Origin of the sequence: Veillonella ratti (genome assembly GCF_003992115.1) — a bacterium.
Classification (GTDB): domain Bacteria; phylum Bacillota; class Negativicutes; order Veillonellales; family Veillonellaceae; genus Veillonella_A; species Veillonella_A ratti.
Map to the genome: position 1 here is coordinate 15,412 of NZ_RQUX01000018.1, position 20,632 is coordinate 36,043.

Annotated in this window: 25 protein-coding genes; 17 read left to right on the forward strand and 8 right to left on the reverse strand. The window is 36.7% G+C overall.

The features are described 5' to 3' along the window. Positions 1 to 6 precede the first annotated feature (6 nt). The 17 genes from EO124_RS08000 to EO124_RS08080 all read left to right on the forward strand — a co-directional run bounded on the left by EO124_RS08000 (position 7) and on the right by EO124_RS08080 (position 12,452). Positions 7 to 1,170: a phage major capsid protein gene (locus tag EO124_RS08000; protein ID WP_127059083.1), complete on the forward strand. Its 1,164-nt coding sequence runs from the start codon at positions 7 to 9 to the stop codon at positions 1,168 to 1,170. Between the two features lie 2 nt (positions 1,171 to 1,172). Then, positions 1,173 to 1,352, forward strand: a complete 180-nt coding sequence (locus tag EO124_RS08005) for a hypothetical protein (protein ID WP_127059084.1) — start codon at positions 1,173 to 1,175, stop codon at positions 1,350 to 1,352. Beyond that, positions 1,342 to 1,635, forward strand: coding sequence for a head-tail connector protein (locus EO124_RS08010; RefSeq protein WP_127059085.1), 294 nt, complete (start codon positions 1,342 to 1,344; stop codon positions 1,633 to 1,635). The genes EO124_RS08005 and EO124_RS08010 overlap by 11 nt, the downstream gene beginning before the upstream one ends. A 45-nt stretch (positions 1,636 to 1,680) precedes the next feature. After that, positions 1,681 to 1,998, forward strand: coding sequence for a phage head closure protein (locus tag EO124_RS10445; protein WP_127059086.1), 318 nt, complete (start codon positions 1,681 to 1,683; stop codon positions 1,996 to 1,998). Continuing rightward, positions 1,995 to 2,459 (forward strand): HK97 gp10 family phage protein, encoded by a 465-nt coding sequence (locus EO124_RS08020; protein ID WP_127059087.1) that lies wholly within the window; start codon positions 1,995 to 1,997, stop codon positions 2,457 to 2,459. Before EO124_RS10445 ends, EO124_RS08020 begins: the two co-directional genes overlap by 4 nt. Beyond that, the gene (locus EO124_RS08025; protein ID WP_127059088.1) at positions 2,456 to 2,896 is read left to right on the forward strand and encodes a phage tail terminator family protein; all 441 of its coding nucleotides are present in this window, start codon (positions 2,456 to 2,458) and stop codon (positions 2,894 to 2,896) included. The genes EO124_RS08020 and EO124_RS08025 overlap by 4 nt, the downstream gene beginning before the upstream one ends. A 16-nt stretch (positions 2,897 to 2,912) precedes the next feature. Continuing rightward, entirely contained in the window at positions 2,913 to 4,016 is a 1,104-nt protein-coding gene (locus EO124_RS08030; RefSeq protein WP_127059089.1) for a phage tail sheath C-terminal domain-containing protein, read from the forward strand. 10 nt (positions 4,017 to 4,026) lie between these two features. After that, positions 4,027 to 4,458, forward strand: coding sequence for a phage tail tube protein (locus tag EO124_RS08035; protein ID WP_127059090.1), 432 nt, complete (start codon positions 4,027 to 4,029; stop codon positions 4,456 to 4,458). A gap of 54 nt (positions 4,459 to 4,512) precedes the next feature. Beyond that, a complete protein-coding gene (locus EO124_RS08040; RefSeq protein WP_127059091.1) occupies positions 4,513 to 4,914 on the forward strand; it encodes a hypothetical protein in 402 nt (133 codons plus the stop codon). 135 nt (positions 4,915 to 5,049) lie between these two features. Then, positions 5,050 to 7,356, forward strand: a complete 2,307-nt coding sequence (locus EO124_RS08045; RefSeq protein WP_127059092.1) for a phage tail protein — start codon at positions 5,050 to 5,052, stop codon at positions 7,354 to 7,356. Between the two features lie 12 nt (positions 7,357 to 7,368). Continuing rightward, complete coding sequence (locus EO124_RS08050) at positions 7,369 to 7,890, forward strand: hypothetical protein (protein WP_127059093.1); 522 nt, start codon at positions 7,369 to 7,371, stop codon at positions 7,888 to 7,890. Between the two features lie 11 nt (positions 7,891 to 7,901). Continuing rightward, positions 7,902 to 8,909 (forward strand): XkdQ/YqbQ family protein, encoded by a 1,008-nt coding sequence (locus EO124_RS08055; protein ID WP_127059094.1) that lies wholly within the window; start codon positions 7,902 to 7,904, stop codon positions 8,907 to 8,909. Positions 8,910 to 8,919: 10 nt separating this feature from the next. Further along, complete coding sequence (locus EO124_RS08060) at positions 8,920 to 9,294, forward strand: DUF2577 family protein (protein WP_127059095.1); 375 nt, start codon at positions 8,920 to 8,922, stop codon at positions 9,292 to 9,294. A gap of 9 nt (positions 9,295 to 9,303) precedes the next feature. Beyond that, complete coding sequence (locus EO124_RS08065; RefSeq protein WP_127059096.1) at positions 9,304 to 9,735, forward strand: DUF2634 domain-containing protein; 432 nt, start codon at positions 9,304 to 9,306, stop codon at positions 9,733 to 9,735. Then, complete coding sequence (locus EO124_RS08070; RefSeq protein WP_127059097.1) at positions 9,719 to 10,816, forward strand: baseplate J/gp47 family protein; 1,098 nt, start codon at positions 9,719 to 9,721, stop codon at positions 10,814 to 10,816. The genes EO124_RS08065 and EO124_RS08070 overlap by 17 nt, the downstream gene beginning before the upstream one ends. Then, complete coding sequence (locus EO124_RS08075; RefSeq protein ID WP_127059098.1) at positions 10,809 to 11,432, forward strand: putative phage tail protein; 624 nt, start codon at positions 10,809 to 10,811, stop codon at positions 11,430 to 11,432. Before EO124_RS08070 ends, EO124_RS08075 begins: the two co-directional genes overlap by 8 nt. An 18-nt stretch (positions 11,433 to 11,450) precedes the next feature. Continuing rightward, positions 11,451 to 12,452, forward strand: coding sequence for a hypothetical protein (locus tag EO124_RS08080; RefSeq protein ID WP_127059099.1), 1,002 nt, complete (start codon positions 11,451 to 11,453; stop codon positions 12,450 to 12,452). Positions 12,453 to 12,454: 2 nt separating this feature from the next. Here EO124_RS08080 and EO124_RS08085 read toward each other — a convergent pair whose 3' ends face one another. The 8 genes from EO124_RS08085 to EO124_RS08120 are packed head-to-tail and all read right to left on the reverse strand — an operon-like array spanning position 12,455 to position 20,499. Further along, a complete protein-coding gene (locus EO124_RS08085) occupies positions 12,455 to 13,585 on the reverse strand; it encodes a gp53-like domain-containing protein (protein ID WP_127059100.1) in 1,131 nt (376 codons plus the stop codon). A gap of 1 nt (position 13,586) precedes the next feature. After that, positions 13,587 to 14,216, reverse strand: coding sequence for a putative phage tail protein (locus tag EO124_RS08090; protein ID WP_127059101.1), 630 nt, complete (start codon positions 14,214 to 14,216; stop codon positions 13,587 to 13,589). Beyond that, positions 14,209 to 15,267, reverse strand: coding sequence for a baseplate J/gp47 family protein (locus EO124_RS08095; RefSeq protein ID WP_164726591.1), 1,059 nt, complete (start codon positions 15,265 to 15,267; stop codon positions 14,209 to 14,211). The genes EO124_RS08090 and EO124_RS08095 overlap by 8 nt, the downstream gene beginning before the upstream one ends. Position 15,268: 1 nt before the next feature. Then, positions 15,269 to 15,685 carry a DUF2634 domain-containing protein gene (locus EO124_RS08100; protein ID WP_127059103.1) on the reverse strand — a complete coding sequence of 139 codons (417 nt, stop codon included), beginning with the start codon at positions 15,683 to 15,685 and terminating at the stop codon, positions 15,269 to 15,271. Beyond that, positions 15,685 to 16,119: a DUF2577 family protein gene (locus EO124_RS08105; protein ID WP_127059104.1), complete on the reverse strand. Its 435-nt coding sequence runs from the start codon at positions 16,117 to 16,119 to the stop codon at positions 15,685 to 15,687. The genes EO124_RS08100 and EO124_RS08105 overlap by 1 nt, the downstream gene beginning before the upstream one ends. Further along, a complete protein-coding gene (locus tag EO124_RS08110; RefSeq protein WP_127059105.1) occupies positions 16,116 to 17,186 on the reverse strand; it encodes an XkdQ/YqbQ family protein in 1,071 nt (356 codons plus the stop codon). The genes EO124_RS08105 and EO124_RS08110 overlap by 4 nt, the downstream gene beginning before the upstream one ends. Continuing rightward, the gene (locus EO124_RS08115; protein WP_127059106.1) at positions 17,183 to 17,911 is read right to left on the reverse strand and encodes a hypothetical protein; all 729 of its coding nucleotides are present in this window, start codon (positions 17,909 to 17,911) and stop codon (positions 17,183 to 17,185) included. Before EO124_RS08115 ends, EO124_RS08110 begins: the two co-directional genes overlap by 4 nt. Beyond that, a complete protein-coding gene (locus EO124_RS08120; RefSeq protein ID WP_127059107.1) occupies positions 17,911 to 20,499 on the reverse strand; it encodes a phage tail tape measure protein in 2,589 nt (862 codons plus the stop codon). Before EO124_RS08120 ends, EO124_RS08115 begins: the two co-directional genes overlap by 1 nt. Positions 20,500 to 20,632 lie beyond the last annotated feature (133 nt).

Genomic DNA, 20,632 nt, shown 5'->3' on the forward strand with positions numbered 1-20,632 from the left:
ATTGAAATGAAATTTAAAAAATTGATTGAGAAACGTAATGAACTTGTTAAACAAATGAATGCGTTAGTTGAAAAAGCTGATACAGAAACACGTGCATTGAATGAAGAGGAAGTTAAAGCATTTGATACACTTAATGAAGAAGTAATGGCCATTGATAAAACCTTAAAACTAGGTCAAGAAGAACGCCGTATGTGGAACGTGGTTGATGATGACCGTAAGGATAAAGAAATTAATCAGGACGATTTAGAAAAACGTGCGTTTGCATCCTTCTTGCGCACAGGTACTATGGAATATAAAGATTTAGAAACACGTGCAGAAATGAGCTTTACCAAAGGCAATAATGGCGCAGTGATTCCTCAATCTATTGCAGGGAAAATTGTGGAAACAATTAAAAACATTTCGCCAATTTTAGAACTTTCTGATTTTTATGATGTAAAAGGTAAGCTAATCTTCCCTGTATATAATGAAGAAGAAAGTCGGATTAAATGTACGTATGCAGATGAATTTACCACATTAACAGCGAGTGCAGCGAAATTTACATCTAAAGCATTGGAAGGGTACACAGCAGGAGCCTTGGCTAAAATTTCTAAGTCCTTAATCAATAATAGTGAATTTGATATTGTGAATTATGTGATTACGAAAGTAGCGGAAGAATCGGCATTATTCCTTGAAAGAGAGTTATTGAACGGGACTACAGGAAAAATGGAAGGAGTACTCATGATTGGTGATGATCGTGTAATTAAAGCACCATCTGGTATTGCCATTACGGCTGATGATTTGATTGATACACAAATGTTAGTGCCACAAGTTAAACGTGCTAATGGTGTGTGGATTATGCACCCTGAAACCTTTAAGGCTATCTCTAAATTAAAAGATAAAGATGGCAATTATTTGCTTAATAAGGACATTAAGGACGCCATGCAATACCGTTTACTTGGTAATCCTGTGTTTGAATCTGATGCCATGCCAACGTTACAGGCAGGTAAAGCGGTGGCCGTATTTGGCGACATGAAAGGCTTAGCCACTAAGATTGTAAAGGATACGATTGAAATCCAAGTATTGCAGGAAAAATACGCTGACGAACATGCTGTAGGTGTAATTAATTGGCTTGAAGCGGATAGTAAAATTATCAATCCGCAATACTTTGGGGTATTAAAAGCAGGTGCTTAATTATGAAATACAGAACATTAGTAGGCTTTAGCGGTGTTATATCGGCACCGCTAGGAGCCGTCATTGAATTAGACAATGAAATGTGGGAACGGGATTTAGTCAACGCTGGTTATATTGAAGTACTTGAAGTAGATGAAGCTAAGCCTAAAGGCCGTGGCAGAGGTAAGAAGAATGAAGGTTAGTGAATTGACGGTAGAGAAAGTTGCTAGCTTTATTCGTGTTGATTTAGTCGATAGTATGGAGCGTGAAGTAGTTGCAATGGCTATTCAAGGGGCTAAAGCCTTTTGTGCCAGCTATACAGGGTTAACAGTGGAAGAACTGGACAATTATGAAGATATGCCATTAGCTGTGCTAGCTTTATGTGCAGAATTTTATGATTTAAGGCAATTTACTGTGGCGGAAACGGCTAATATTAATCCAACTACATTACAGATTTTAAGCGCTTATTCTAAAAATTTGATTTAATTTGATTGAGGTGATGGCGTGTATAGAAAAGGCCATTTAAGCAGTATGTTACAACATAGGGCGGAACTGTGGCATAATAGCGAAGCAAAGGAAATGGACGAATTAGGACAGTATCCTATTGAACCTACCTTACTTGGGCAGTTGTATTGCGCTGTGATACCTCAAACAGGTAGTTTACTAAGTGGGCGTATGGCTGATACAACACTATCAAGGACTACACATAAGATTGTTATAAGGTATCGTAACGATATTAAGCCTGATATGTGGTTTGTAATTGATGGTCAACGGTACGATATCTTATACATTCTAGATCCATATCTAAATAAAGAACGGCTTGAAATATTTTGTGAGGTAAAAGTATGAGTGGAAAAATTGAGGTGGAAGGTCTTAGCAATTTAGGGAAAGAAATCATTAGGCTAGGGCAAGAACAATTTCCTAAGCAGACGAAGAACTTTATGCAGCGGGCTGGTAATAGGCAACTTAAAATTGCTAAGGCACAATATAAAGCAGATTTATCTAGTGGTGGCAAAGCTAGATATAAGGAAGTTGACGGCAAGCGCAAGAGAACCGACCTTATAGGGGGCTTATCACGTGGGAGCGCCTATAAATATCAAGGCAATGAGTTTCAAGTGCGTGTTAAAAATAAAGCGCCACATGCGCATTTATTTGAGCATGGACATGCGACTAAAGCCAAGAATCCTAATAAGCAAAAGTGGGTTAGGGGGCGCAATACGATGGGTAAGGCTGCTAGACAATTTGAAAAAGAATATGGCGATATGGCAGAAGCATTTGTTGATGAGTTATTAGCGAGTGGATTAAAATGATTGGCACAGCAAATATTATAAAAGCATTAACCGTTACCATTAGAAATATTCTAAATGTAAAAGTAAATGACCGTGATATAGAAGAGGGCTTTGAACGGCCCTCTTTTTATATTGACGTAGAAGAGATTGATGATGAGCAATTAACTACTGAATATTACTATGATACGTACCATTTAGAAATGTATTATTTTGCGAGTGATAGCAAGATAGGATTTAAAGAGTTATTAGGTGTGCGTGAGAAATTACGTAGTATGTTTAGCAATCGAATTGAAACAGAGCAAGGCTTTGGCATTACATTTGATGAGGTTAAGCATTACATCAATAAGGCGGATAAAGTTTTACATACTACATTTAATGTGTTGGCAGTACAACGCATTCCAGATGTTGGTACTGAACCAATGATGGAAGAATTAGACGTTACTATTAATAAGAAGTAGAAAGTGAGGTAGTACAATGGGGCAACCAGTCATTGATATTATTTTTATTCAAAAAGCAGTCACGGCTATTAAGCGTAGCCAACGAGGGGTAGCGCTTGTTATTTTGAAAGATGATACACGGCAAGAAGCTGGTGTTGATTTGTTTAAATATGAAGCGGATATTACGAAAGATAAATACAGTGCAGAAAATATTGAGATTTTGAAACGGTGTTTCTACAACGATGTATTTAAATTACGAGTAGTTCATGTGCCAACATCGACTACAGAATTTGCGGATGTTAAGAAACTTATTGATAAGCAGAAATTTAACTATGTTTGGACAACAATTAAAGAGTTTCAAAAGGACTTGGCTAGTTATATAAAAAGTCGCAATAAGCAGTCTAAAGGGCGAAAATATAAGGCCGTATTACACAATGTAACAGTAGCGGATGATATGCATTTAATCAATGTACGTAATGACAGTGTGCATGGCATTGATGAAAAGCGTGACATTCCAATGAATGAATATTTACCACGCATTACATCGGTATTAGCGAATTTGCCAATGAATCGTAGTTGTACTTTTTATGATTTAGAAGATATTGATAGCGTAGACGAAAGCTTCATTGACGATGATGAAAATACGATTGATGCATGGGTAGATAAAGGTTATTTAGTATTATTCCAAGATGACGATGAAACTGTAAAAATCAACCGTGGTGTTAATAGTTTAACAACCTACACAAGCACAGAAACGGAAGATATGAGCAAGATTATCATTGTGGAATCTTTGGACATTATTTTAGAAGACCTTTATACAACCTTTAAAAAATTCTGGGTAGGTAAATATAAGAATCGTTTAAATAATCAGTATTTGTTTATTAGTTCTGTAAACACCTATTTCTTGACTTTAACTTCTATTGAAGCAGGTGAAATTCTTGATGAAGAATTTAATAATATTGCCTATATTGATGTAGAAGCGCAACGTCAAGCATGGTTATCTGTTGGCAAAACAGAAGCAGAAGACTGGGATGAAGATACAGTCAAGAAACGTACCTTTAAATCTACAATCTTCTTAGCTGGTAATATTAAGATTTTGGACGCGGTAGAAGATTTACATTTTAAAATTACGATGGAATAGGGGGTAAACTATGGATACGGTGATTCATAATAAAATTATTCGGGGGAATTTTGGCAAATGCTGGTTAGATGGTGAGCTGCTAGCAGAAGTTAAATCCTTTGAAGCAAAGTTAACGCTAGAATATGAAGAAGTAAATGTTCAAGGTGAAGCGGGGAAATATCAACGGCTAGTGGGTACGTCGATTGCAGGTACCGTTGTATTACATAAGATTGATAGTAAGATTCAAGCCAAAGTGGCTATAGGGGCTAAGACGCTACAATTAGGCGACATGAAGTTTGTAACAGCCTTAGCTGATCCTGATTCACACGGAGCGGAACGAGTAGAAATTTTAGGTGTAACATTAGATGAAGTCATGTTGACACAATTTGAAAATAAGAAGGTGCTTGAAACAAGTGTCCCATTTAAAGCAGCTGATTATAATTTCTTAGATATGATTGTTTAATTAAAAAGGCGAGAGGGGTATATACGCCCCTCTTTTTATATGAGGAGAAAATCAATGAAAAAATTGACATTAGAAGAATTATTAAATCGTAAATTAAATGATGGATTTCAGAGCAAGGAAGTAGAAGTTAAAACATTGGGTGGCACATTAACCATTGTTAAACAGCCATTGACTACTGTATTACGCATTGTAGAAGGTATTGATAAAGCGGAGGGGCTAACAGAACAGCTATCCATTTTTACTCAATTAATTTATAAATGTACCCCTATGTTGCATAATAAGCAGCTACAAGAAAAATATGAGTGCGCTGAACCTACAGATATTGTTATGAAGCTGCTAGAAGATAATTTTGATGAAATCACAAATTTAGGAACAGAAATTTTATCATTCTATGGCAATTCGTTCAAAGGTTTAAATGGTGAAATAAAAAAGCCGTTAGAACAGACAGCGAACTAACTGTTATTAGATATTACTTGCGTCATGGACATAAACTAAACGATTTATTAGCAATGGATAGTTTAGAATTTATATTTCTTCAAGCTTGTATGAATGCAGATTGTGAAGAAGAAAAGGAAATGTGGGAGAAGATATATGGCAAGTAGAGGAATCAATGTATTAATTTCATTGGTAGATAAATTTACGGCACCATTAAAAAAGCCTGTTCACGCTACACAAGAAATGCAACGGCAAGTGAAAAAAGCAAGTAATCAGTTATCTAGCTTTGGTAAAGGTGCTAATGCACGGTTTCTATCGATTACTAGCTCTATTGGTACAATGACAGCGGGGCTAACAGGGATAGGTGCTATATTATCCGTTGGCGCCTTTAAACATTTTGCCGATGAAGCGATGGAGTTAGCTGCACATCAAGAAGAAGCAGAAGTGAAGCTTGAAACTATCTTGAAGAATGTTAAGTCTATTCAAGCCATGGGCGGTGATGCGGTAAAGCGTACTAAGGAAGAACTAGTAGAGTATGCAGGCAAGCTACAATCTATAGGTGTTATTGGTGATGAAGTAACGCTTAGTGGCATGCAACAACTAGCTACCTTTCAACTTAATGGGGAACAAATTAAAACATTAAGTGGGGGCATGCTTGATCTATTAGTGCAACAAAAAGGATTAAACGCTACGCAGGAAGATGCTGTAGGGATTGCTAATTTAATTGGTAAAGCTATGATGGGTAATGCTGGGGCGTTATCAAGGGTAGGTATTACCCTATCTGATGCAGAAAAGCAAGCTATTAAATTTGGTGATTCCAATCAAAGGGCTGCTATTATTGCACAAATTTTACAAAATAATGTAGGGGGCGTAAATAAAGCGTTAGCAGAAACGCCAGATGGCAAAATACAGCAAGCACAAAACGCTTATGGTGATATGCTGGAAGTGATGGGTGGAAAGTTAGTAAAGATAAAAGCAGTATTAGCAGGGACTTTTTTCAAATTAATACCCGTTATTCAAGAGAAATTAGGCGCTGTATTTGATGTATTAGTATCAAAGCTAGATGTATTTGCTGTTTGGGTGGCAGAACATGGAAATGAAATAGTTAATGGCTTATCGGTGGCATTTAATGCTATTGTTCAAGGCATTACTATTATAGGCACGGTTATTGATGTGTTTATACAACATTCAAATGTGCTAATACCGTTATTATCTGGCATCGTAGCAGGATTTGTAGCATTTAATGTTATTAGTAAAGTAGTAGCTGTGTTTACGCTATTGAAAACGGCTATGCAGGGCGCACAAATTGGCATGGCTGCTTTTAATGCAGTCATGGCGGCTAATCCAATTGTATTGATTGCCTTAGCCATAGCTGCACTTATTGCATTGATTGTAGCGTTGATTATGTATTGGGACGAAGTAAAGGCAGTAGTTATAGCCTTTGGTGAATACTGTAGTGCGGTTATTAATGATGTAATGCAGTGGTTTACAGAATTAGGTAATGCTATTGTTGACGCTATTTCAAGTGCTATTGATAGTGTGATTCAGTGGTTTGTTGAGTTAGGTAATGCTATTGTTAATGCCATAGCTAATGCAATTAAAATGGCAGTTGATTGGTTCAACAACATGGTAAATGATGTGATTACGGCTATTAATCAGATTATAGTTGCAGTTACGGAAGCCATAAATAATGCTATCCAAGGGGTTATAACATTAGCACAGACAATTGTTACAATTATTACTAATGTAATCATTGTATTAGTTGCAGGTTGGATTAATATGTATGCCACGATTTATACTGTGCTAACATCTTTAGTGAGTAGTATGATGGAATGGTTTGTGCAATTAGGAGCGTCAATATTTAATACTATAATGTTTGTGGTTGATACAATTTATAATTTTGTAGCTACAGTACATGAAGCAGGTTATAAAGCGGTTATGGGTTTTATTAATCAGTTTAGTGGTCTGCAAGATAGTATTGCACAAATATTTCAAGGGATTATTGATTTTATAACAGGCGTTTTTACTGGTAACTGGGAACAAGCTATTTCTGGACTTGTTAACATATTTACAGGTTACTTTAACGCAATTAAAACTGTTGCAGATGGTATATTAGGTGCTATTAGTGATAAGATTGCTAGTATTGGAAATGGACTATCTGCGGTTAAATCCTTTATATTTGGTGATGAAAGTAATAATGAACATCACAATGCAACAGGTACAGGCTACTGGCAAGGCGGTAGTACATACGTTAACGAAAATAATCGAGGGGAAGAAATTGTATTGCCAAGTGGAACACAGATTATACCTCATGATGAAACCGTTAAGCGGGCATCTAATAGGACTGGTGACATAAAGCTTTATTTAACGGTACGAGGTAATGTTATTGGTAATGAGGAATTTATGGAACAATGTGGACGTTATATTACTGATAAGGTTAGATTAGCAATGAATAATATGTAAGGGAGTGGTGTAATGTCATTTTTGAATATGCTATTGGATCAGGTAGAATACTATTTGAATAGACCATCAAAAGCTGACATAGTATTGTATGATGATCTAACCTATGAACATGTAGTTATGCCTGTGGTGCCTGCTACATTACCCGAAGTAGAATACAACATGAATAATGAAGTGTTTAATGGTGCTACAGGTGATATTTTATTAGCAGGATATATGGGATTAAGAATATATACTCTAAGTGATATTTTGTTACCTGTAGATAAAAACTATAAATTTATTAGACCAAGGGGAAGTGATGGGGAAGAAGTAAAAGAATTTATAGAACAACGAATGAAAGAGCGAAAAGTAATGCGTATTGCTGTAACATTTAGTGATGGAAGTGAATTGATTAATATGGCGTGTTTATGTAATAAAGCTGAATTTGTGAAAGATAAAGTAGGAGATTATAAAGCGACTATTGAATTTTGTGAGTATAAGTATGTAAATCAAACTACAGATAGTACTACAGGTAGTAATAACACATTAACAGGATAAGAGGTGATGGTATGAAGTTAGAGTATGTAAATGTAGCTGATAATGATAACCGTGAAATCACGGCGTATACAAGTAATTACAAGCTATCGGATAATACGGATACACTTGGCCAAGAATTTACCTTTGACTTAGTAAGCAATCCTATTGATGTTAATATGGATAATCTACAGCTTGCGATGGGTGGTAAAATTACTTTTTCTAACGATAAGGCAAATAATAATAGAACAAGTTTTAATGATTCAGGGAGTGAGCAAGAATTACAATCTATATTTACTGGCATTATTGTGGATTGCAAGAAATCAGGTATTAACAAGTATTCATACACCGCTTTTGATTATGCTTTTTATCTAAATAAATCGGAAACATCAATACAATACAATGATATTAATGGGACTACGGCAATTAGGCAGGTTTGTGCTGTTAATAATGTACCATTAGCTAGTGTACCTATAATTAACACTAAGATTAAAAAGGTGTATGAAGGAACGCCAGTATCTGATGTTATTAAGGATATACTCAAACAAGCCACAGAAGAAACGGGAAATAAGTATAGGATTGAAGTACGTAATAATCAGTTGTATGTAGAAGACTACAAGGACTTAGTTCTTGATGTGGCCATTACTGGTATTGTTGGTGATTATAGCTATACTGAATCCATTCAGGATATGAAAAATCGTGTACTTATTATTTCCTCTAGTGAAAAAAATATGCAGGTGTTAGCCAATGTAGAAGATGGCGAAAGTATTAAGCGATTTGGCGTATTACAAAAGGTACAAAAAGTAGAGGACAAAGAAAAGGCAAAGGCATTGCAGGTGGCAAAAAAATATTTAGACGATCTAAATAAAATTAAGAAGTCCTTTAGTGTTAAAGTGCTTGGTGATGATAGTGTGCGCAGTGGCCGTATCTTGCAATTTAATCAACCTATTATAGGTATGGTAGGTAAATTTTTAATAAAAAACTGTAGTCATGATTATGGGCAAAATCATACAATGAATTTGGAACTCATTAAGCAAGAATGAAGGTGATGTAATGGAAGAATGGCATGCACAAATGGCCAACGAATTTAGGAATCGTGATAATCCTAAACCAATGGGATGTATTTTAGGTAAAGTAGAAGCCATTGGCAGTGATTGGCTAGTTACTATACGTGATGGGAAATTTAGGATTGATAAGACTAATGGTTATATTTGTAATCAAATCTTACGCCATGAAGCGGAATATACCTATGAGCATAGTGGTAAGACTACAGTTAATGGCTGCATGGGTGGGCCTGAAACAAATTACAAATCAAAAGGCAGTGGCAAGCTGTATATTAAACCTATATGGCGTGTAGGTGATTTGGTAAAAGTGACACCTGATGAAAGTGGCCAACATTATTTTATTGATGATATTGTTAGACAGTAGGTGAATAGGATGTTTCCAACAGACTATAACTTTAATAATTCAATTGAAAGCACATCGACCAAGACTAATGCACAAAATAGCGTAGGGCGTAACATGAGGTTTGACTTTAAATTAAAGCGATTTGTTATTGTAGATGGTGTGAACGTAGAAACGAATCAAGTGGACGCTATCAAGCAATGGATTGAATTATTTATCAGAACAGAACTAAATAAGTTTAGGATTTATAGTGATACCTTTGGCTTGAACTTAGATAAGTTAGTAGGTTATCGTTTGCCACGGTCATTTGTTGTAAGCGAAATTAAACGGCGCATTACAGATGGCATATTGAATAAAGTACCCTGTACAGAATCGGTGAGTAATTGGCGATTTGACAAGGGTACTTTTTCTTTTACTGTAAAAACAACCACAGGTGAGGAAGTGAAATATGAGTACGAATATTGATTTTAATAAGCCAATTACTGTTGATATGGTGCATAATGTGATGCTTGATGAAATTAATGAAGCCTATCAAAAGACTGAAGGATTTCCGACCTATGATTTAACACGTGGCATGGCATTTGCTGCTTTATTATTGTGTTTAAAAGCACAGGATATTGAACGCAAGCAAGATGTAGATAATCTTGTAGGTGATGAGTTAACAAGAGTAGTATTTCAAAGGCGTGGCACGGAGCGTAAGAAAGCGACCCACGCTACGGGATATATTACAGTAATACAAGGCAACGGCATTATTAGCATTGGCAATATATTTGAAAGTGAAAGTGGCTTACAATTTGTAGCTACAGAAACTAAAGATGTTAGTGCTGGTAGTAGAGTAGCAATAGAATGTGTATCAACTGGCACTAAAGGCAATGTGCCTAAAGGGAGCATTACTAAAATGCCAGTTACCTTGGCAGGTATTATTTCCATAACTAATGAAGCGGCTACTATCAACGGTGAAGATGAAGAACGTGATGATGATTTAAGGCAACGGTATTATGAGGAACTAAGAGAGCCTGCAACTAGTGGCAATACATTCCACTATAAGCAATGGGCAAAAGAAGTAGAAGGCGTTGGTGAAGCTAATGTAATTCCGCTTTGGAATGGTGATAATACCGTAAAAGTAGTGTTGATTGATAGCGACAGACAGCCAGCAAGTACTGATTTAGTTAATTTAGTACAAGCATATATAGATCCTAACTCTAGCGGTACAGGGGAAGGTAAAGCACCTGTTGGGGCTTATTGTACTGTAGTTAGCGCACAGCCTGTAAGAATTAGCGTGAATATTAATGGCGTGATTAAAAGTGAAAATACAACGGCAAGTATTATTAAAGGCAAGCTAGAAAAGAAAATTAAAGAATATTTGAAACAGATTGCGTTTAAACAAGATTATGTCAGTGTAGCACAAATAGGGGCAATCATAATTAATACAGATGGAATTGAAGACTATGATAGTTACCGTGTTAATGGTAGCACCACTAGAATTAATTTGACTAAAGAGCAGGTTGCTATATTAGGACAAATAGAGGTGACAGTAAATGAATAATGATAGGGAAATGCTAAAAATATATGCATTGAAATCAATCAATAAGTTATACCGCAATGATCCATGGGTTAGACAATTATATGACGCAGCAGGCGTAACAATGGAAGACGTTGACAAGAAATTGGATGAACTTTTTGACAACGTCTTTTTTGATACAGCTAGCGAAAATGGCTTGCTTAATTATGAAAAAGATTTAGACATTGGCGCAGAAGGCACTTTAGACGAACGAAGACGAAGAGTGCAAGCGAAGTGGCAACAATCAGGTAAGTTGGACTTAGAAAAAATACGTAAAATTGTAAAAATCTATGTGCTAGATGATATTGACGTGTTATTTGAAAATGGGCGGTTGAAGTTAGTATTTAACAATTCAAGTTTTGTATATGCGTTACCAGAAATTAGGCGAGACATGGAAGTAGTTAAGCCAGCACATTTGGGCATGGAAGTAGCAGATTTACATAGTGTTGACGGTGAATTATATGTAGGTGGGTGTGTAACAACATCTAGCATTGTAACGATTGAACCTAATGTAGGCATTAGCACAGAATTAGATGATGCGGAAATAGTGGCTGGTATTTATATAACTAAATCAAATGTAATTCATGATATTTATTGTTAGAAAAGGAGTGATTAATTAATGGCTTCACAATATCCTAAAAACGTAGTAACTAAAAAAGGATTAGCATTAATCAGTGAATGTATTGCTATGAATAAAGAATTGCAATTTACAAGGGTTGTTATTGGTGATGGCGATGTTCCTAAAGGAAAAAATATAAATGAATTGAATGATTTATTTTCACCAAAAATGGAATTACCTATTACTAAAGGCATTAACGAAGGTAATGGACAATTTTTAGTTAGGGCAACTATTTCAAATAAAGATTTGCAAATAGGTTTTTTTCCAAAAGAAGTTGCATTATATGCACGTGCTGAAGGTGGCAGCGAAGTATTGTATTCTTATACTAATGGTGGTGATAGGGTAGGCTTTGTGCCAGATAAATCAATACCTATTGAAAGCGAAATTTACAACATTCGTACAATTATTGGTGGCGTAGAAAATGTAACTGCAATTATCAAAGATGAAACATTTGTAACTGTGTTAGATTTGCGTGAAGCATTTGAGGAAAACTTTACAAATGATACAACAAGCATTGATGATACGGTGATTGATAAGAATAGCACATTAGCGAGGTTAGGCGCACGTGTGGCATGGGTCAAAAAATATTTTAAAGAGAGATTTAATATTGAAATTGCTAATGTATTAAAAAGTGAAGACTTTGATAATAATGTAATTCGGGCTATTGGCAAAAAAACCTTTAGTGGATTAGGAGTAAATGCACGGTTTAGTAATCCTAATTCATGGTTTATTTGCTTTGGCCCATTATTTTTTTGGTTAATTATCCAAGGTGGAGCTACAGGCCCCGTATCATCGTTCACTGGGCCCGTTAAGGTTAAATTTGCTATTAACTTTGCTGTACCTTTTGGCGTTACCCTGGGGGCTAATATCGTTGTTGCTGACATGGTTGGTATTGATAAACCCATAGATAGAGATGGCTTTTGGTATAGTGCTTACTCGCCCAACGGATCACGTGATAGTGGTATCGGATCGTGGTATATCGCAATTGGACGTAGTAGTTAAATTTAGTTACCAATCGCTAACCAACCAAAAGCGCCAAGCACATTTGATGATGTAATAGCTCTAAATTTGTCCAAATTAGATGTGGACATATCACTTGAAATAGACAGATTAGCTGTGCTAGTAACCCCACTTGTAGCATTTGTGTCCCAAACTATGACCGCGAGTAATTTATTTGTAAAATTGATTGGATATGATTTGTCCACGTAACTCGCATTTTGTGGCATATCGGCACTTCCACCTTGGATAATTAAGTATAGTGGATCACCCGTAACTTGCTTTATTGGTACCTTTCCCCACCATTTATTAGGGTCTCTAAAGTCGCCTTCACTTCCGCTATAACCCGCACGATTAGCGGCTTCTACAGCCTTTTTGATTTTTTCATTATTGGTTTGTCCACTTGTTAAAAAATTATTAAGCAACGAGTAAACATACGCTGTAGTTGCAATTTTAGTTGAGTTGTCAGAATAGCTTTGTGTTATTCCTGTTGATGTTCCTTGCAGATTAACGTTGCTATTAAAATTAGTCGTACCAGTTACTGTCCCACCCGTCAATTTTAAAAACAACGCTTGTAATGCATCATGAACATTTGTACTTTCATTATGGTCCTGCATCATATTTTGATGCGCATCTAGTGCTGTATTATGCTGATTCATGACAAATGCTAGTCGTTCTTCTGTTACTGCGTTTGCAACATTAACTACAGCCGATATATTTTGTGTATCGCCGATTGATAATACAACTTTCATTGTTTGCAGCGGTATCGCCTTTGATGCATCTGAAATATAAGAGTAATTATCGCCAGCGTTAGAATAAGCTATTAATTTCTCTATCCCACCAACACCATTTTTGGCAAAAATCCCAACTTCTCTGTGCTGGAACCCACTAAATACGCTTTGATTATCGTACACAAATGAATACTCAACTTGACCATTACCTAAAGACTTATAAGCACTCAATGTTACTTCTAAGTCTTTTTTTACTACATCTGTTAGTGACCTAATATCACCATTAAACATTCCAGAGCCTAATTTTGCTTTAGTAACGATTAATTGGTCATTTGTTAAGCCACTAGCAGATCGTGTAATCATTTCGTATCCAGTTTTAGTAAATGTTAATCCTGGAAATTGTGCCATTCTATGCCCCCCCTATTACCGAATTTTCTTCAAAGTAAATAGCACCTGCAATGGCAACGTGTTGCTCCATTTGCGGTGCTGTATAATCATCGGCAGTTTCTATTACCAGTGCTTCGGAAATGGTAATTATGCCGCCTAATTTTAATTTTTGTTCTAACTGATATTCTTCATACAGTTTGTAACCTAAATGTGATGGTTTATATACCTCAATCCATTTTTTCAGCTGATCAAGATTTATACATTTATCACGGCTAAAAAATAAATTAAAGTAATACTCTTTAGATACTTCTTCTATTCGAGCAGATTTATCAACAATATATTTATTGGCCAAAGATTCCATAAATTCAATGGTACTTACACTATTGCTATTAATTTTTAGCAATACTGCTTCCCGCCTATCCTGGATATTTTCAGCTACATCTTCGATGTGTAAATATTCTTCCCAATACTTTAATCCCCATGTGGCCGTTTCCGGGAACAATTGTTTTATCAACTCTATTTTAAATTGACGTAATCTCTCATGCTCACGGCTTTTAGCATCATTAATCGCCTTAAAATGTTTATCTTTAGACAAATAATTCGGCAAATATTGGGATATGTCTACTTTTTTTTGACGTATAAAATCAAACAATCAGTTTCACATCCTTTACATATGGCATTGATTCTTCATCAATCGTAATATTCTCTACTCCGCCATTAACTGTTAAATTAGCATAGTCATTAATCCCTGTTTTCTCAAGGATCATTTGACCTATTTTAGCTACAGATACATATGGCAGATTAAATATTTTGCTTCTAAAATAATCATTTACCATATTTTTTATTTCTTCCGCTGTGCCCGTGCCATCAGTTACTTTTAACTGTATATTTATCGCTACTTTTGTAGGACCTACAACTGTAACTGTTGGCCCTATTATCCTAAATTCAGCGATATGATTTGCAACTTTACTTATTAAATCATCACTCGGGAAATCATTGTTACTATCTCCAATTACTACTTTAACGGTGCCATTGCCTGCCCATAAAGGTATAACCCATACTTCACCAACACCTGGAACTTCTTGTGCCATTAATTTGTAATGTGCATCATTATTTGATGTTGCTGGCATATTTACCTTAAAATCAATTCGCTTTCGTAATTCCTCATCCTCTTCTTCGTCAAATCCATCATACGCTGCTTCTGGATTATTTACTTTTGAAATCCCATAAATAGATACTGGGATTTTATTAATCGTATCAGCTTCCACATTAAATTCTGCGCCTGGTTCCTGTGCTTCGGCTTTAACTTTTACTTGCCCTGAAGCGGGAATAATTACATCTTCTGATGTAATAAAATTTATTCCTGTTGCTGTTGCGAACATTGACCCTTTTAATAATTGAGCACCACTATTACCAAATACAGTTAATTCTACTATTGCCTTCGTCGCCTTTTTTCGATGTATATTATGCCGATTGCCAATCATCTCAAGATAAGGCCCCCAGGAAGTTTCTAAAAAGGCTGCAGCTAAAATCAATTCATCTTCTGCATATCCTTTTTCAAACTCCACTGCACTTGCTGACATCGTATCAAATGCAAATGTACCTTCTGTGGTGCTTATATTATCTGGATTTTTTTCTTCAAAATCAGCTTTTAATCTCTCTAAAATTTTCAACTGAGTTTGATTAAATTCAAATTCAATCATTTCACACCTCAATTCCAAGTACTGTATCACCATAAATAGTTACTAACTCTATTTGTAACTTAAATATTTTCTTCTCCTGTTCAATCCCTAATATATTTACATCTTTAATATAAGGATTTACTAGCAGCGCTTCTTCAATATATCTAAATACTTCTACCGCTTCAGTGCCATCATTAGTTACTGTGCCTATAAAATGCTCTAATTCTGCTCCGTAATCGTCAAAATAAGCTCTATATCGATAACGTTCTGTGATTAGTGCTTTGTAGGCCCATACTTTAATAGCTTCATTTTGTGTTAAAACTACCAGTCGGCCATTTTCTATGACAAATTGATTCTTTTTAAAATCAAAGGCATATTCCCTAAATTCTGGTAATTCATTTTTAGGTACGTCTTTTAACTCCAAAAATGGATTTGCCATTAATAAACACCATCCAATCTTACAAGCTTACAGAGCACCGCATATTGTTCGACAGTTTTATTATCCTGGCCTACGATTGGGATTAGTAAAACCGTATCCCCAACATGCCAAGTATCCGTCATAATAATATTTTCTGTATAGTCATTATCAATGTCATGATTATGACTAGCAAATTCTGCATAGCCCCCTCCACCGGCCCTGTTTTGAGTAGCCGATACTAAATGACCTTTAGTATGTCTTTCATGCCCTTGTAGCCAATATTCATCGAGCCAAATAAACGCTTTTGTAATTGGCATACCATCAACAGATACAACTAAATTAGGTGGTGGTGATACTATCTTGCCAAGTTTGGCCATAGCCTGTATACCTGCGCTCCCTGCCATACTTTTATTTAAATCTAATAGTTGTTTGTAAGGATTATCCAACTCTTTCATTTTTTCTTCCTCTTTCTTTTGCTAGGTTTAAAATATGGCGGAGCGATTTCACTTTGTGTAATTACTGGTTGTTCTGGATTGTCTGGCATATACTCTAGGGATAATTGCATGTCATGTTGATAATTATCAAAAGTATGCGTATCCGATTTTATAAAAAACTTTCCTTTTAGCTGTTCTTCTTCAACAATTATTACATAGCCAGTGATGCATTGAAAATATCCAGTTCCCTTAAGACTTGATTCATCTTCTACACGTTTTAATTTAGATTTGGCCATCTTAACATTGTCTACCGTTTCCCCTTCTTTGGGTGGTTGCATCTTATAAATATCTTGAATTAACCCATATCGCTGTACATCTGCATCATTAGTAAACACTTGACTTACTGACCCATGTTGGTCAATAGCCTTTACTCGATTAACCATATTTTCAATGCTTTCGCTATGTTCTGTATTGTTTACATTGAGCATGTCACTGGCTATATAATTTTCAATGACTGTCCCCTTTTCAATTACATTAAGTCCACCATCTAACATGATTGCTGTATAGGTTTTCCCTGTGTCCGCATATGTACGTTCAAATAACATACTAAATGTTTCTGTGCATGATTTATTTTCGGCTATAAAACTGACTACTGTATTTAATTGAGGTATTGTCTCTGCCACAGGCACACCAATTTCATTACAGATTTGTTTAATGGCATCTGTCACTGTTACCTTCTCAAACACACGTTGTATTTTTGATTTAGCCAAATAAATCATATCGTCATAAGCTGTAAAAGAAAATGTATATCCGTCTGTTGACCGTCTTCTAAAGAATATACGGCCGTAAAACAAATCATACGTCCGGTCTTGTTCATCAATTACGCTAAATGTAACTAAACCGCCAAGCTGTAATGATAAATTGATAAAGCTTTCATCTTTAGTATTGTAAGCTATTTCAAATTCAATTTTTCGTGCCGCTTGTGATGTATCCCCACTCCACGTTACTTTAAGAATGTAATTACTTATGTCTTTATCTTCAACCCCATTTTCTGTGCCCGGGGGATCTGTATAGTATAGCTTAATCATAATGTAAACCTCTTACCATTAAGGCTGACAATCCCTCGTGTTGCTTTAACTACATCACCAGCCTTTAAATTTTTCTTAGCTAACTGCTTGTATAATGCCAGTCTTTGAGGTCCTTGTTGTTCAATTTTACTAAATTGTCCAACTGCTCGTGCTGCAATATCCATAGGACTATCTCCAGGATAAATATTAAATTCTCTTTTTTCAGGGATTTCAGCCACACGACCATTTAGCCCTGTAATATCATTAATTTGTTCCGCTTCAGGTGTGATGTAACGATACTCTTTTAAATTCAACGTATAATAAATGTCACTCGTACCATCTTTTTCTTGATAAGGGAACGATTCTATGGTGCATGCCAAGCTAATATTTGTGCCAGAAATAGTAATGCGGCATGGCTTACGTTTAGTCGCAAATGTTTCTATTTTTTTTACATATGACCACGGATCATCAGCTTGCCCATCAACAAAACTATATTGTTGCGCTGGAAATAATGAACTAAACTTTAATGTTTTAAGCCCTGGTGTACCAATCATATTAATATCGCCAATATTATTAACTCGTATTGTAGCATTATTATACGGGTTTTCTACTTCATATGATGATGGTGGAACAGGTAATCGAACCTGCTCCCCATCACACGAAATAACAAATGTACAGCCTTGATTTAATCCACCATTGCCAGTGCTACTCAACACTTTACGTATAAAACTCATAAAAGATGCCATTACACTGCCCCCTCATTTTGATTAATCGCTGCCTTTTGCATTTCATAGTAAATCGCTGCTGCCACTTTTCTTGCTAACTCTTTAATGTCACCACCAGAAGTAATAGTGGTGCCATAAAAGTTAATATTAATCGCTGGTCCGCCACCACCACTACGTTTGCCTTGATTGTAAGCACTTGTTAACGACTGGTCATGTGGTATTACTTGTGTGCCGGTAGGTAAATTTACAATTTCAGCGCCTTTATCATGGATCATCGCTGGGCCACCCATCCAGTTGTTGGTGCCTGTATATAAGCGTGGTATCCCCAGTGGGCCAAATTTAGAGCCACCAATACCAGGAACCCAAGATGGTACGTCAACAGATATACCATTAATGCCATCAATAATAGAGTTAATAGCCCCCTTAATACCATTTAACACGCCTTCACAGATGCCCGTGATGCCACCAAAAATGGAATCAAAAATGGAAACAACGGCTTGCCAGGCCCCAGCCCAATCGCCGACAAAAACCGCTACAATAAAGTTAATTACCCCGGCTAGCACGCCTATTACTGCCCCCATGACAGATGCCACTACATCAATAACCATCACTAGTTGATTGGTAAATATATTAATTACCACCATAATAGCTCCTACTAGACCCGCTCCAAGGATTTGTGATACAGCTGCAATAGCTCCAAATAAAATAGCCAAAGGCCCTTGCCCTTGTGCAGCTTGATTAAATAAATCGGCTAATAAATTAATGATTGGTTGTACCGCTGTAATCAATGCATTAAATGCTGGTTGTAATGTTGTATAAGCACGATTAAACGCATCACTAATAATCCCCCACATTTGCATAAAAAACGGGCCTACTTTATCCCAGTTTTGATACAAAATATACGCTGCGCCAGCAATAGCCATTATGGCAATGCCAATTGGGCTTAAAAATAGCGCTCGACCAGCCATAGCAACCATACGTATGCCTCTTGCAATCATAGTAAAGGCTCGAAAAGCCCCACTACTAATTGAGGATAAGTTAAATCCTTTTAATGCTCCAAAAATACCTTGAAACACATTGCCAATGCCGGCTCTCATGCCGCCAAGTAATCCGCTAAATAATCCACCTACATTAATACTTCGAATCCCACCAAGAGCGCTTTTAATAATCCCACTCCAAGTTAATCCACGCATAAATGTAAACGCACTAAGCGCACTACTTTTAACTACGTTAAATACAGTTGTTAACCCCCCATAAGATTTCATGAGCCCTTGCACAGAGTATTGTAATAACTTGTTACTTACAGTGCCACCAGCCATTACAATACGCACGCTAGCCCAGGTACGCATTAATGTGCCACCCATAGTAATTGCTTTGCCCAATACCAAAGTAAATCCAGTAAAAGCAACAATCCCAATTGCAATATTGCCTAACAATAATTTTTGCTCTGGTGTTAACGCATTAAGGCTATCTGCAAACCATGCAATAGCAGCAGCTGCGGCCTGGATTTGAGGCCGTAATACATCGCCCATATTTATCGCAAATGATTCAATGGACCCCATCATATCGTCAATGGATCCTTTTACCGTATTTTTCATAATTTCAAATTGGGCTTGTGATGACCCAGCTGCGTTGTACATCGCCTCTGTCATTTCCCGATATGCTTCAGGTGACGTTTTTAATAGTGCCAATAGCCCGCTATAGCCTTCTTCGCCTGAAATAGCTTTAGCCATTGCTACTTGCTCTGTATCAGCTAATCCCCCCATCGCTGTGCGCAATTGTCCAATTACATTTTCTAGGCCAATAAAATTCCCCTGCGAATCTTTTACCTGAATGCCTAACTGCGATAAAGCCTCTGCTGCCGCTTTAGGTGGTGCAGCTAACCGTGATAACGTAGAGCGCAAAGTTGTACCAACAGTTGATGCTGCAATCCCATTATTACGCATAATCGCCATAGCAGCTGATAAATCCTCAATCTGTATCCCCAAGGTTGCTGCTGGTGCGCCTGCATATTGCATAGCAACACCAAAATCATTAAGTGATAGGCTTGACATATTATTTGCTTGTTGGATTACATCGGATACTCGTACAGTATTGGCTGCAATATCCCCTTGTTTTAACCCCCATACATTTAAGGCATTACTTACTACTTCTGAGGTAAGCGCCAAATCTTCACCGGCGGCAACGGATGAGGTAATAACGGATGGCATCATAGCCATTATTTCTTTAGCATTATAGCCCGCAGCGGCTAGATTATCCATCCCCTGCGCTGCTTCAGTAGCCGAAATCGGAAAATCAGCCCCTAATCGACTAGCTGTAGAGCGCATTTGTTCCATTTCTTCAGCGGTGGCTCCTGCTTTAGCAGCCGCAGCAGTAACAACAGAATCAAACCCAACAAAGGCTTTTGCTCCCATTGCTCCCATTGCTACAATGCCTGCTGCAACCGGAGTTAAGGCTTCCCCCACGCCTGAAATATCTTTCCCCAGGCGTTGAACATTGCGACCGGCAGCGTTTTGTTGCTTAGCTGTCATTGACAACTGGCTATTAATTGCCCGTAATGGCGCTGTCACACCATCAACCAAGCGCATCATTACATCAATTACTTCCACTACCGGTTCACCCCTCTACTATTTAGCTTATTGATATAATCTGCCTCGGCCTTTTCTTCTTCTATTTCTTTTAAAAAAAAGGCTCTCAAAACAATTTTTTCATTTTCTGGTAACGATAAAAACACCGACGGCA

Coding starts and splice junctions, on each gene's coding strand:
- EO124_RS08000 (WP_127059083.1), top strand. CDS start 7: ATGAAATTTAAAAAATTGATTGAGAAACGTAATGAACTTGTTAAACAA.
- EO124_RS08005 (WP_127059084.1), top strand. CDS start 1,173: ATGAAATACAGAACATTAGTAGGCTTTAGCGGTGTTATATCGGCACCG.
- EO124_RS08010 (WP_127059085.1), top strand. CDS start 1,342: ATGAAGGTTAGTGAATTGACGGTAGAGAAAGTTGCTAGCTTTATTCGT.
- EO124_RS10445 (WP_127059086.1), top strand. CDS start 1,681: ATGTTACAACATAGGGCGGAACTGTGGCATAATAGCGAAGCAAAGGAA.
- EO124_RS08020 (WP_127059087.1), top strand. CDS start 1,995: ATGAGTGGAAAAATTGAGGTGGAAGGTCTTAGCAATTTAGGGAAAGAA.
- EO124_RS08025 (WP_127059088.1), top strand. CDS start 2,456: ATGATTGGCACAGCAAATATTATAAAAGCATTAACCGTTACCATTAGA.
- EO124_RS08030 (WP_127059089.1), top strand. CDS start 2,913: ATGGGGCAACCAGTCATTGATATTATTTTTATTCAAAAAGCAGTCACG.
- EO124_RS08035 (WP_127059090.1), top strand. CDS start 4,027: ATGGATACGGTGATTCATAATAAAATTATTCGGGGGAATTTTGGCAAA.
- EO124_RS08040 (WP_127059091.1), top strand. CDS start 4,513: ATGAAAAAATTGACATTAGAAGAATTATTAAATCGTAAATTAAATGAT.
- EO124_RS08045 (WP_127059092.1), top strand. CDS start 5,050: ATGGCAAGTAGAGGAATCAATGTATTAATTTCATTGGTAGATAAATTT.
- EO124_RS08050 (WP_127059093.1), top strand. CDS start 7,369: ATGTCATTTTTGAATATGCTATTGGATCAGGTAGAATACTATTTGAAT.
- EO124_RS08055 (WP_127059094.1), top strand. CDS start 7,902: ATGAAGTTAGAGTATGTAAATGTAGCTGATAATGATAACCGTGAAATC.
- EO124_RS08060 (WP_127059095.1), top strand. CDS start 8,920: ATGGAAGAATGGCATGCACAAATGGCCAACGAATTTAGGAATCGTGAT.
- EO124_RS08065 (WP_127059096.1), top strand. CDS start 9,304: ATGTTTCCAACAGACTATAACTTTAATAATTCAATTGAAAGCACATCG.
- EO124_RS08070 (WP_127059097.1), top strand. CDS start 9,719: ATGAGTACGAATATTGATTTTAATAAGCCAATTACTGTTGATATGGTG.
- EO124_RS08075 (WP_127059098.1), top strand. CDS start 10,809: ATGAATAATGATAGGGAAATGCTAAAAATATATGCATTGAAATCAATC.
- EO124_RS08080 (WP_127059099.1), top strand. CDS start 11,451: ATGGCTTCACAATATCCTAAAAACGTAGTAACTAAAAAAGGATTAGCA.
- EO124_RS08085 (WP_127059100.1), bottom strand. CDS start 13,585: ATGGCACAATTTCCAGGATTAACATTTACTAAAACTGGATACGAAATG.
- EO124_RS08095 (WP_164726591.1), bottom strand. CDS start 15,267: ATGATTGAATTTGAATTTAATCAAACTCAGTTGAAAATTTTAGAGAGA.
- EO124_RS08100 (WP_127059103.1), bottom strand. CDS start 15,685: ATGGCAAATCCATTTTTGGAGTTAAAAGACGTACCTAAAAATGAATTA.
- EO124_RS08105 (WP_127059104.1), bottom strand. CDS start 16,119: ATGAAAGAGTTGGATAATCCTTACAAACAACTATTAGATTTAAATAAA.
- EO124_RS08110 (WP_127059105.1), bottom strand. CDS start 17,186: ATGATTAAGCTATACTATACAGATCCCCCGGGCACAGAAAATGGGGTT.
- EO124_RS08115 (WP_127059106.1), bottom strand. CDS start 17,911: ATGGCATCTTTTATGAGTTTTATACGTAAAGTGTTGAGTAGCACTGGC.